Origin of the sequence: Paenibacillus sp. FSL M7-0134 (assembly GCF_038007865.1) — a bacterium.
Taxonomy (GTDB): Bacteria; Bacillota; Bacilli; order Paenibacillales; family Paenibacillaceae; genus Paenibacillus; species Paenibacillus polymyxa_B.
This window is the reverse complement of the sequence record NZ_JBBOXV010000001.1, coordinates 2734506-2746627: the sequence shown is the minus strand read 5'-3', so window position 1 is coordinate 2746627 and position 12122 is coordinate 2734506. Positions and strand designations below refer to the sequence as shown.

Genomic DNA, 12122 nt, shown 5'->3' with positions numbered 1-12122 from the left:
CCCTTGCTTTTACAAAGGCCCTTTTATTAAGTTACTCACTCGAACGATATAACTGACCCAACGCTTTTACAAACTCACGGGCTGCCGGGGTCGCTTCATCAAAAGAATGCGCGATAATTCCGATATCCCGCGAAATTTGGGGAATGATCTCTTTAACGATTAGTGTATGGGACACCGAGGAAAGCGTAAACTTCGATATAATGCCAATGCCCAACTTTTTTTGGACCATATGGACTAAGGTTTCAGCCGTTTGGACCGTGAGACTCTCCTGGAAAGGAATTTGCTGCTCATGCAAGGTGTTTAATACAGCAGATTCATGTCCTCCTTTACAGAAGATAAGGTCGTTCCTGTTCTGTTCCAGAGAAACCTCATGTTCTGCTTGCAATGGATGATTCTCCGGCATGATAGCAACCATGGAATCGTGTTCAAGAATATGGACGTCATAATGATCGAAAGGAGAAGCTACTATTCCAATTTCAACAGTGCGATCCTCCACCCATTGTTTAATTTGATTCGAGTTTCCTTCCATCAGTTCAATGGTGACATCGGGGTATTGGGAGCGGAATAAGCAGATCGCTTCTGGAAGCAAGTTCGTAGAGGCTGCCGGGAAGGAGCCTATTTTTACTTTACCGCGTAAAAGCTTATTCTCCTGACACGCAAGCTGAACCATTTTATCTTCGATTTCCTTCATTTGTCTGGCCAGACTCAGCATTTCTTTTCCCACTTCGGTCAGTGCGAGTCCATTCTGCTTGTCGCGAATAAACAATTTCACTGCAAAGTATTTTCAAATTGGATCAAAGCCTTGCTAACCGCAGGCTGGGAAATAAACAGCGCTTTGGAAGCCTCCGTCATATTCATTTTCTCCGCAACCTTCATAAACACTTCAAGATGATTCATATTCACAGACATACACCCGTTATAACCATACGGTTATTCCCTCCATGAAATAATAGTACTTCAGTTATATCAAAATATACCTTTAACTGTCGTTTTAATTTGGGTGCTAGCGTATAATATTCTTTACACCTATATCGCTCCCTATCTAAATCAAGCTGGACTGGCTTCCCAAACAGATGTGTTGCTGCTTATTTTTGGAATAACTTCGGTTGCCGGAATCGGGTTGATCGGTGTATTCATTGACCGCTGGCTGCGTCTACTGGTACTTGTGAGTACCTTCGGCTTCGCTATCGCATCTTTGGCGCTGGGAATCGGAAGTCACCAACCTGCTGTTGTCTATTTAACTGTTGCCTTGTGAGAGCGCGGATGTGGCACAGTCTATGCTTGTAACCGCTTGGAATTTGGCCATTGGTGGAGGCGGTTTGCTTGGCGGAATTCTTCTGGAGACACTTGGAAGCAGCTCTTTCCCGTGGGCGTTACTGATTCTTATGCTACTTGCCTTCATAGTTTCGTGGCGTGCTAAGAATCACGAGTTCTCCCCCAAGAAATAGACCTATTGCCCTATAAAAACATTGACGGTTAGATGGCTGAGAATCACATCCACACTTGGCAAGAAGCTCAACGAATATGTAGATCAGGTTATAAAGAACCTTCCTGTCCATCTAACTTCATGGATTGGAAGGTTCTTTTATCAGAAGTCATAGAAGTTCTAAGATCCTTTTAATATAATACCTTCTCCAGACAGCGTGCCAACTCATCATCGGGAAGGGGCTTGCGATGCGTATTCTCCAGGTAGATATATTTCTCTGTTTCTGGCATTAAATATTGTTTGGACCACAGGAACATATCCGGACTGTCTCCCTGAAGACGAAGAAATCTCCGCACAGTGTCCGCATGAGAAATAGTGTTATCTAGATTGGTTAACCAATCTGCCCGGTAGAAATGCTCCCATCTTCCAGTTCCTGCGAGCGACAACGCTTCTTTACCCATCCGGTAGCTCCAAACGGCATGAGAAGCTTGTATAAATGCTCTTGGGTAATCTTTTTCAAGGAACAGCCCATAAGCGCTACATAAGCTTGCCAGTCCACGTGAACCACTCAGATGCAGTTCAATCTGCACAAGCAGTTGATTATACAGCCTGCGACATTCATCTTCAGACAACTGCTTCATGATTCGTAGACACCGCTCTCGTAGTTCAACCCAATCCGGGATTGCCGACTCGGCTTTTTCCTTGAACCAGCGTACCTGTTCAGGAAAAGGCCTTTCTCCAGTAGCCCAGTACAGCCGTTCATCACTGCTTTCTTTGCCTTGTAGCCAATACCCCATAATTTGCCGAGCCGGATGGTGATAGAATTCCTCCCCTGCTCGATCATCCTTATGCGGGCCATAAACGATAGTGCAACGGGAATAATCCCGGTATAATTGGGAAATCTCTTGAAGCTGACTACTGTACAGCCGTCCGATAAAATCAGTAAGCTGCTCTTCGGCATCCACGTTACCATTCGTCCATAAATTTGCTACTAAATCCAGCGTATATACATGCGGCAAAATATTACCTGAATTGACCAGCAGGTACTCGTCCGCCCCTGTAGTAAACGCTGATGTTAATTCCTCTACAATCAAGCTGGCTGAGGAGGGAAATTGGGTAAGATGGTTCGACGCTTGCAAGTCGTGGAAGGTCACATGGTAATATACTCCATTCTTGCCCCCATCCTGCGCCTCAGGCAATGCTGGTACACGATAATTAAGATTCCCATGGCGCCGAGATACCATTTTACCGTAACCATTGTCCGCCCATATTTTGATCACCCCTTTGGGTACCTTAATATGCCCCTGCTTGTATAACTCGGCAATCTCACCATACATCGCCATACAGCACACGGGCTGCTCCACAAATTCACAGATCATATTGTACTGCTTGCGAACCACATACGAGATTAATTGTCCGCGTTTGTCCGGCGTATTAAAGGAAGGATCATCTTCCCAAAAAGGCTTGTCACCCTGCCCGCGAAAAGATAGTACCCATACAATTTTCTCTTCCTTCTGCCGTTCAATCGCTACCTGCCACAGCTGTTCAAACAACTCGGGATGCTCTCTGTAGCTAGCTTGTTTACCCGGAAAGGCGCGCAAAAACATCTCCGCCCCCAACGGTTCAGCATGATGATGTGTGATCCATAAGCCCATGTCTGCTGCAAGCTTATGATGGATACCTGTGCGTGGTAAATCGGTTCCGGGAATCACCATATTTCCACCGCAGCGCAGTAACGCTTCAAAAACGGGCTGCCACACCTGCTCCGTCGGTGGATAATCATCCTTCCAGCCAATCAAGCATACCTCATCATTGACAAACCATCCCCGATATCGGACCTTGGACGGTATACTGTCAACATTCAGACTCGGCAAAACGATGGTATCCCGCTTAGGAGGGAGAAGCTCCGCCCAGAACCAGAACGGCTCCACACCCAGAACGAAACGGCTGTAATGAAGCAGTCCATAAATGATTCCCAATTCATCACGGCCGATAATTTGGAGTACCGTTCCCTTGCTACCAGCAACAAAACGCAGACAATAGCCCTCTGGCCAATGCGGGCAGCTATCTCCTTCCTGCGCATAACGGATAATGATCGAGGGATCTACTTCTGTTTGCAATGGCTCGCGGCCAAACACTTGCTTATGATCTCGCGCAATCATGTTCCAAGCGTGGGCAATTGGCACACTTTCATCGGTTTGAAGATTGTATCCGCTTTCAGATGAAATAGTTAGAGGTTCACAGGCTTTCATTTATTGTCATCTCCTATTTTTTTCAACTATGAGGATTCTTCTTGTCTTTATTTTATAGGTTGGCAACATACATATAAAGCTGTTCCAACGTAAATATAGCTTTTTTCGGTAAATCACTTGAGAGTTGAAGCTTAATTCGAGAAAGAAAAAAGTAAGGAACAGGAGAGAAATAAGAAAGACTTGATTGCTACACTAAAAATGTTCCAAAAAACAGACTGCCCTTAAAGATTCAAGTGCAGCAAAAAGGAGACTTGATATGAAATTGAAAAAACGATTTGCCTCTTTGTTCCTGTTGGCATTGATGGCATTTATCCCGGTCCAGGCATATGCTTCTGGGTCCGTTCCAACCACGCCCTCTGGAATTCCGATTTCCGAAATCGAAAACAGAACAGATCAAATTATGAAAAAATATATAGGAACAGCGATTCCTGGTGCTGCGGTTTCCATAGTAAAGGACGGGAAAATTGTTTTTTCAAAAGGTTACGGATACTCAAACATCGAGAAACAAACACCCATGAGTACGAAAACAACCTATATGGAGGCCGGTTCAGTATCGAAATTGTTCACCTGGACGGCAGTAATGCAACTGGTTGAGCAGGGAAAGCTGGATTTGAATACGGACATCCGCACATACTTGCCTGACGGCTTTCTCAAGCTTTCTTTTGATAAGCCTATTACCCTGAAATCACTGATGAGCCACACGGCAGGTTTTGAGGAGCACCTGGAAAAACTTTTGGTTCATGATCCTGCTGATCTTAGGTCTCTCAAGGAGCATATCGCACCCAGAAATCAGCCTGAACAGATTTATGAGCCTGGAACAGTGATTGCTTATTCCAACTATGGGACCAACCTGGCCGGTTATATTATAGAACGTGTATCCGGAATGCCTTTTGAAACCTATATTCAGAAACATATATTTGAGCCTCTAGACATGAAACATTCTTACTTTACACAACGATATGATCTTATCCCGGAGGTTATCGAACATAAAGCAACAGGCTACTCCAAGAAGGATGGAAACTGGGTGGCAAAGCCCAATGTTTTCTTTAATGATGTGCCGGCGGGTGCGTTAAACATTACTTCGGAGGACATGGCTCATTTTATGCTTGCTCATCTGAACATGGAGCATTCCTTAAAATATTCGCTATTCAACAAGAATGAAACCCTGCGAGAAATGCATGAGGCTTCATATACCCACTATCCCGAGCTTCCGGGGAATGCCCATGGCTTTTGGGAACGGTTCGCGGGAGATTATCGTGTTATCGAGCACGGTGGAAATACAGATTCATTCTCCTCTCTGGTCTCTATCGTGCCGGATCAAAACTTTGGGATCAGCATCCTGACCAATGTGGAAAATGAAATGTCCGGTGCAAGAAGCGAACTCATTGACCTGTTTGTTGGGGATTCCCACGCTACTCCGCAAGCGGATAGCACGTTGAAGCATAGCGCGGATGTGGCGGGAAAATACCGTTCTGCTCGTGCAGTATCATCTGGTATATTGAAGCTTATACCCGTATTATCCAATGCGGAAGAAGTGGTCACAGCCAACGGCAATGGCGGAATCACTCTGAGTATTCCATCCATGAATATTCATGTTGATTATGTAGAAACCAAACCCTATTTTTTTGAACGTGTGACTCCCGGGAGCACTTCTTATGATTACGCGGGCTTAAACATCAGTCGTCTTTTTTTCTTAACCAATGCCGATGGTAAAGTGACGCAATTGTCATATGGAGTGATCGATGACCAATTGCCGATATCCTTCCTGCAAACATCCATTTTCAGTTATATTCTAGTGGGGGCATGCGGCATTTGGTTTGCGCTTGGGTTTGTTTTTGGTATTACAGGGTGGCTGCGGAAGCTCAAGGACGCAAGAAAGCAGAAGAATACTTCGCGGCTTCCCTTCCCTGACAGTGTAACCGTAATACCATTGCTGGGTCTGCTTGTGATCGTCAATCTCATTGCTTCCAGCATCCAATTGATAGGCGACCCCTTTCAGCCTATGTCCAATTTCAATTTGAATATTATCTTTTTCTGGGTACTTGGGCTTGCCTTTGTACCGGCTGCCTATCTTGCTGTAAGAAAATGCAATATTTCCAAAACAACATTGTTAAGAAAGGTATACATCGCGACGCTGATTCTTTCGTTTCTAGCTATTTCGATTTTCCTGTATTCCTATAATTTCTACTTTTTGGCATAGCTCCACTTGATAAGCCTGCCATACCTTCTAGTATACCGATGAAGATTGTCATCGTGAACAACCCCAATCTGAGCTAAATAAAAAAACTCTCCTCTGCATCTAGCAGGGAGAGTTTTTAACACACTCAATGAGATTCAAATACGTGCCGATTTCAGCCTTTGCTTTCAGTATGTTGTTGAATCTGTTTATTCTGTTTCTGGCTGAGTATTTACCAATTTTATATGAACATCTCTCAATTGTTTCTCAGTAACCTCCGAAGGTGCTCCCATTAATAGATCCTGCGCTTTGCTATTCATTGGAAAAGCAATAACCTCTCGGATATTCGATTCATTTGCAATGATCATAACAATCCTATCAATTCCAGGTGCTATACCTGCATGAGGCGGCGGCCCAAATTGAAAAGCATTAAAGAGTGCAGGAAATTTACTCTTGATATCTCCATATGTATAACCTGCAATCTCAAAGGCTTTTACCATAATCTCCGTATCATGGTTACGGACAGCACCCGAGGACAGTTCAATCCCATTACATACAATATCATATTGGTACGCTAGGATATCAAGAGGATTCATATTCAGCAGCGCATCCATACCACCTTGTGGCATCGAAAAAGGATTATGACTAAACCCAATTTTATGAGTATCAGGATCCAATTCAAACATAGGAAAATCAACTATCCAGCAAAATTTATATATATCCTTTTCCAGCAAATCCAGTCTTTTTCCTAATTGATTTCTGACAGCACCGGCTATTTTTTCGACATTTTTAAGTTGGTCAGCAGCAAAAAACAGTGCATATCCTGAACTAGCTTGCGTAACATGTATTAATTCGTTTTTCACCTCTTCAGAGATGAATTTTGCAATAGAGCCACTAAGAGACATATCATCGTTGAACTTAATCCATGAGAGGCCTTTCGCTCCAGCCTCAATAGCAAAGTTTACTATATCGTCATAAAAGCTTCTTGGCTGTGCTCCACAACCAGGAACAGCAATAACTCTTATCGTTTTATTTTTAAATACTTTAAAATCAGTCTCTGTAAACAGCTCTGTAACATCATGGATAATTAATGGATTTCTTAAATCAGGTTTATCGCTCCCGTATTTGAGCATGGCTTCTTGATATGGAATCCTGGTAAAAGGCTTTGAGATTTTAAAATTTGTAAATTCAGAGAAAACTTCATATAGCATATTTTCAACTACATTAAAGACATCTTCCTGTGTTGCAAAAGCCATTTCCAAATCCAGCTGATAAAACTCGCCGGGTGATCTGTCTGCCCTTGCATCCTCATCTCTAAAGCACGGAGCAATTTGAAAATATTTATCAAAGCCCGAAACCATTAATAATTGTTTAAATTGTTGTGGTGCTTGAGGCAAGGCATAAAATTGGCCTGGATGCACTCTACTAGGAACTAAATAGTCTCTGGCGCCCTCTGGAGATGAACTTGTCAGGATAGGTGTCTGGATCTCTAAAAAATTCAAATCGATCATCTTTCTTCTGATACTTTGAATTACTTTAGAACGAAGTATAATATTATTGTGTATTTTTTCATTCCGTAGATCCAAGAAACGATACTTTAATCTTAAATCTTCCCGAGCTTCATTTGCTAAAGATACTTCAAAAGGTAATGGATTCACTACCTTCCCTAAAACTTCTATCTCATTAGCAGCTAACTCGATATGCCCGGTTTTCATAGTGGGACTAATCGTATTTTCAGATCTGTTACATACAGTGCCTGTAACAGAAATGGTTGACTCCCTGCTGATCTTTGATACAAAATCTTTCAATTCGTTATTATCAGAAACAACAATCTGCGTTACTCCATAATGATCCCTAAGGTCAATAAAAATAACCCCGCCATGGTCACGCATATTTTTTATCCATCCTGCAATTCTCACTACTTCGCCGACATGTTTTTGATCCAATTCTCCACAGTTATGAGTCCTATAACTATGCATGAAAAACCCCACTTTCTTTTATCCCTATCATCTTAATGATTTCTATTTTTCTCCACACATATACTCACATTATCGTTAAAGCTTTATACCTCTCATTCAGGTATTCCGCAGTTTCAACCATTATTTTTTGTCCTATTTCATCAACATGCCTGTTCTTCCAATTCTCAAAGACTGTTCCCTTGACCCATTGGTTAAAAGCGCCAAGGGCTGGTCCGCAGTGTACTTGATAATCAACCTTACTGTGTTTGTCTCCATTCATTGCAAGTCGTGTAGAATAAGTAAAGTACCATCTAAATATCAACGCCATCTTACGTTTAGGAATTCTTTCAGCTTTTTCAATGATCTCAGCCGGGTAATAAGCTTTAATATCTTCATATACTTGTTCAATACTCTTCTTAAAATATTTTTCTTCGATATATTTTTTGGTTCCGCTATCAATTTCATCTATGGAGTTATAATTACGGTAAAGATCATATAATTTATTCGCCCTGGCCGGGAAAAAAACTCCTTTTTTCATAACCTGAATTTTCGCTCCCATTTCAAACATATCCCCTGCGGGAGCGTAGTCTGTATCCTGTATATTTAACTGCTGGAGCAAATCCTTTACATCATCACTTGTCCCTGCTTCAACCGTACATTGGTTGATTGAGCCTGTCATGATAAAATCCGCACCCAGTATAAACGCTGCCGCAGCAGCTTGTGGAGTCCCTATCCCCCCGGCTGCCCCTACCCTTATACTTTTATTGTATTTATACTTAAGTAACGCTTCATCCCTCATTTTAAGCATTAACGGAACCAGTACATATGCAACAGCATGATCAGTATGCCCGCCTGAATCAGCCTCGACACACAGATCGTCTACCATAGGAATTTCCATCGCCATCCGGGCCTCATCCCGGCTTATCCTATTTTCCTCAAGCAGTTTATTTACGATATTCTGAGGCGCAGGACTCAAGAATGCCTCCACAACCTCGGGTCTTGATACTTTCGCTATAATCCTGTTCTGCGGTGTTACGATCCCCTTTTCATTTCGTTTCAAACCTTTCAATCTGTACCTTACCAAAGAAGGCGTTATACTCATAAAAGCAGAGGCTTCAATAGTTCTAACACCGTATTTTATGTACAAATCAACGATGTTATTTTCTATTTCCAGGTGATCGGGAACATGAATAAGATTCATTCCATAGGCTTCGCCTTGGTTCAATTCTTGCTGAATATACTTTATAGCTTCCTCAAGGGCCCCAATCTTGACTCCCCCTGCCCCAAAGAATCCCATCATTCCTGCCTTACCTGCTTTTACGACCATCTCTTTTGAAGATATTCCCTTATACATCGAACCCATAAGATACGCGTATTTAAGTCCATAATATTTTTTGAATTCGCTATGACCAAGAGACTCCGCCGTAAATCGTTGGCCGGATATACTATTCTTCGACTTTACTTCCTGTACCTGCTCGCTACGTTCCTCATCCTCCCTCACAATCAGCGGTTCTGCGTCTCGTTGTATTGCGTTAACCAACCCTGTTATGACTTTTCCAGGCCCAACCTGTATGAACTGGGTTACATTTTTACCCATTAGATATCTTATACTTTCCGACCATTTGACTGGACTTACGATCTGGTTGATCAGCGTACTCCTTACATCTTGCTGCCTGTAGGGTCTGGCATAGATATTTGAAATGACTGGTATTTTCAATTTTGAGAATTCGAACTGTGACGCATAGGCCTCAAATCTCTGTCTGGCATCTTCCAAATACCTGGAGTGAAATGCTCCACTTACATTTAAAATCACATAGTTTGTGGCTCCTGCATCCTCAAAAATTGGCTGCGCCTGCTCAATCATGTCCTTCGGTCCTGAGATGACAATCTGGCTTGGCGAATTAAAATTAGCAACATCAATCTCCCTTAAATTATTTTTCTCGATAACTTCTCTAAATACTTCCTCGTTCAAGCCTATGACCGCTGCCATACCACCACCAGTAGCCTTGACCATCAGTTCTCCTCTTTTTTTAACCAGCTTCAAGCCCGTTTCAAAGTCAAATGCCTCTGCGGCAAATAAGGCATTGTATTCACCTAGGCTATGTCCTGCAACATAATCGGGTTTTCTTCCAGTCTCTTTTAATTTATTAAGATAACTCAAAGCGTTTACGACAAATAGCGCCGGTTGGGTAAAATCCGTTTGTCCTAGTTGATTGGCAGGATCTTCAAGACACAGTTTCTTAATAGAATAACCAAGAATAGCATCCGCTTTTGCAACCAATTCCTGAAATTCGTCAAATAGTCCTACTCCCATGCCTTTGGCTTGAGCCCCTTGTCCAGGGAACAGATATGCGATCATTTGTGTCCTCCTTTTTGCTAGTGAATGCATATTAGTCGAATATTTCAAATAGACGATCCAAATTTTTCATATCGTTTTGAAAAGGTGAAAGAATAGAACAAATACTTGCCATTTTCTTGTTACCAAAATTGTACTTCACAAAATTAGCAAGAGTGCCCGAGGGGCCAAGGTCAATATAGATGACCCCGTCCCCGTCTCCCAGACATTTTAAAGCGTTCCGAAAACGGATAGGTTTTCTAGTGACATCCCAAAGAAAACGGTTGTCAAGGGATGTCGCCTTTCCTCCGTACATAGATGAAACCATATTTATAGTCGGATTCCTTAGGGGCTTAAGCTTTAAATACGCTGTATATTCCAAGGCTATAGGGTCCATTAAGGAAGAGTGAAAAGCAAACTGGACCGGTAATCTTTGACATATAATCTCATTTGCTATCAAGTAGCGTTCAATTTCTTCCAGTTCCTCATAGCTTCCAGAAATGACAAAATGCGAGTCATAGTTGATTGATGCTAACTCTGAGTTGGCATTCAATACGGATATTTGGTCATACAGACTGAGGTCGCCAATTACGGCCAGCATGCCACCCTTTGGACAGTAGGTTTCTACCATTTCTGCTTGCTTGACAAGGCATTGAAGAGTATCTTCATAACTCATACAACCAGCCGCAGCAACAGATGCAAACTCACCGAGGCTGGAACCCAAAACGTAATCAGGATAAATCCCCTTTTCCAGTAATACCTGTGTGAGGGCATACTCCACCATGAAAATTGCGGGGTGAGTATATAACAGACTATCAAACAGGTCTCCTCTCCCACGGTTGTCGTCGTACAGCATTTTTAATACGGACCTTCCTGTAATATCCGTATGAATATCATCCAGCTTCGTCATCCATTTTCGGAAAACTGGATTTAACTTAAATAATTCTCTTCCCATGCCGTAGTATTGTGAGCCTTGGCCTGAAAACATAAAAATCACAGATCTGTCCATTCTAACCTCCCACAACATACTCATTGATAAAATCCCAATAACTCCATTTAAAACGAATATTTCACAGTAAATTGCGAACTAATTGCATTTGGGAAGGTGTGGGATTGCTTTCGTTAAGAACATTCTCCATATGTTGTCTTATTGCAGGTTTGAATTTCGGCTCTGTTATGATATATAGCTGCCCTTTTTTGATTCCCTCAAACATCTGATTTGCTACATCCTCTGGAAGTATTCCATTCTGGACAGCCTTGCGGGCCAATTGATTAATGACTTGTCTTTCCGGGGGAAGATTTCCTAGTCCGGTCTGCTTACTCAGCTCCGTCGGTCGGTTTCGTTCCGCATCCATAATTTGGGTGCGTACGAACCCGGGGCAGACAACTGAAACCCCTACATTGGAACCTATCAATCTGAGTTCTTGGTGTAGCGTTTCAGACAAGCTTAAAACGGCATGTTTTGACGCGCTATATATGCCATTACCAGGGCCGGACAATAGCCCGGCGATGGAAGCTGTATTCACAATATGACATGCGGTTTTCTGTTTCAGCATAATAGGAACAAAAATTTCAGTTGCAAAGAGAATCCCCCATATGTTTACGTTTATTACCCACTGCCAATCCGCCACCGTATTTTCCCATAATAAGCAGCCCGTTCCGGCGTCCACTCCTGCATTGTTGAACAAAAGATGCACAGCTCCAAATGTCTGAACCGTTTTTTGCGCTAATGCACGTATATCAGCTTCTTTGGAAATATCCGTCACCACAGATAACGTTTCTGCGCCCATGTCTTTCAATTGTTTTTCGGCCCTTAGAAGGGCCTCCTCCTCAATATCCGCGAGGACGACCTTCATGCCCTCATTTACACATCGGTCCGCAATAGCACGGCCAATCCCACTGGCGGCTCCCGTCACTACGGCTATCTTATCTTTAAATTCCCTCATGATTTACCTCCAGAATATTTTGTATTTTC

At 42.6% G+C, this 12122-nt stretch carries 8 protein-coding genes and 1 pseudogene; 3 read left to right on the top strand and 6 right to left on the bottom strand.

The features are described 5' to 3' along the window. Nucleotides 1-31 precede the first annotated feature (31 nt). Nucleotides 32-909, bottom strand: a pseudogene (locus tag NSQ58_RS12225) (LysR family transcriptional regulator). 91 nt (nt 910-1000) lie between these two features. On the opposite strand from NSQ58_RS12225, the gene NSQ58_RS12220 reads away from it, so the two are divergent. Further along, on the top strand, nt 1001-1255 hold the full coding sequence (locus tag NSQ58_RS12220; protein WP_076264799.1) for an MFS transporter: 255 nt from the start codon (nt 1001-1003) through the stop codon (nt 1253-1255). A 10-nt stretch (nt 1256-1265) separates the two neighbouring features. Beyond that, a complete protein-coding gene (locus NSQ58_RS12215) occupies nt 1266-1448 on the top strand; it encodes a hypothetical protein (protein ID WP_175405281.1) in 183 nt (60 codons plus the stop codon). A gap of 169 nt (nt 1449-1617) precedes the next feature. On the opposite strand, the gene NSQ58_RS12210 is transcribed toward NSQ58_RS12215, so the two are convergent. Beyond that, nucleotides 1618-3678 carry a glycosyl hydrolase 115 family protein gene (locus tag NSQ58_RS12210; protein ID WP_341057516.1) on the bottom strand — a complete coding sequence of 687 codons (2061 nt, stop codon included), beginning with the start codon at nt 3676-3678 and terminating at the stop codon, nt 1618-1620. 256 nt (nt 3679-3934) lie between these two features. On the opposite strand from NSQ58_RS12210, the gene NSQ58_RS12205 reads away from it, so the two are divergent. Then, complete coding sequence (locus tag NSQ58_RS12205) at nt 3935-5878, top strand: serine hydrolase domain-containing protein (protein WP_071558499.1); 1944 nt, start codon at nt 3935-3937, stop codon at nt 5876-5878. 185 nt (nt 5879-6063) lie between these two features. On the opposite strand, the gene aspS is transcribed toward NSQ58_RS12205, so the two are convergent. From aspS to NSQ58_RS12185, 4 genes are all read right to left on the bottom strand, one after another. Next, a complete protein-coding gene (gene aspS / locus NSQ58_RS12200) occupies nt 6064-7833 on the bottom strand; it encodes an aspartate--tRNA ligase (protein ID WP_069080030.1) in 1770 nt (589 codons plus the stop codon). 64 nt (nt 7834-7897) lie between these two features. Further along, complete coding sequence (gene fabD, locus NSQ58_RS12195; RefSeq protein WP_023989384.1) at nt 7898-10171, bottom strand: ACP S-malonyltransferase; 2274 nt, start codon at nt 10169-10171, stop codon at nt 7898-7900. Between the two features lie 31 nt (nt 10172-10202). Next, nucleotides 10203-11156 carry an acyltransferase domain-containing protein gene (locus NSQ58_RS12190; protein ID WP_076264798.1) on the bottom strand — a complete coding sequence of 318 codons (954 nt, stop codon included), beginning with the start codon at nt 11154-11156 and terminating at the stop codon, nt 10203-10205. Between the two features lie 61 nt (nt 11157-11217). Continuing rightward, a complete protein-coding gene (locus NSQ58_RS12185) occupies nt 11218-12093 on the bottom strand; it encodes an SDR family NAD(P)-dependent oxidoreductase (protein ID WP_025718361.1) in 876 nt (291 codons plus the stop codon). Nucleotides 12094-12122 lie beyond the last annotated feature (29 nt).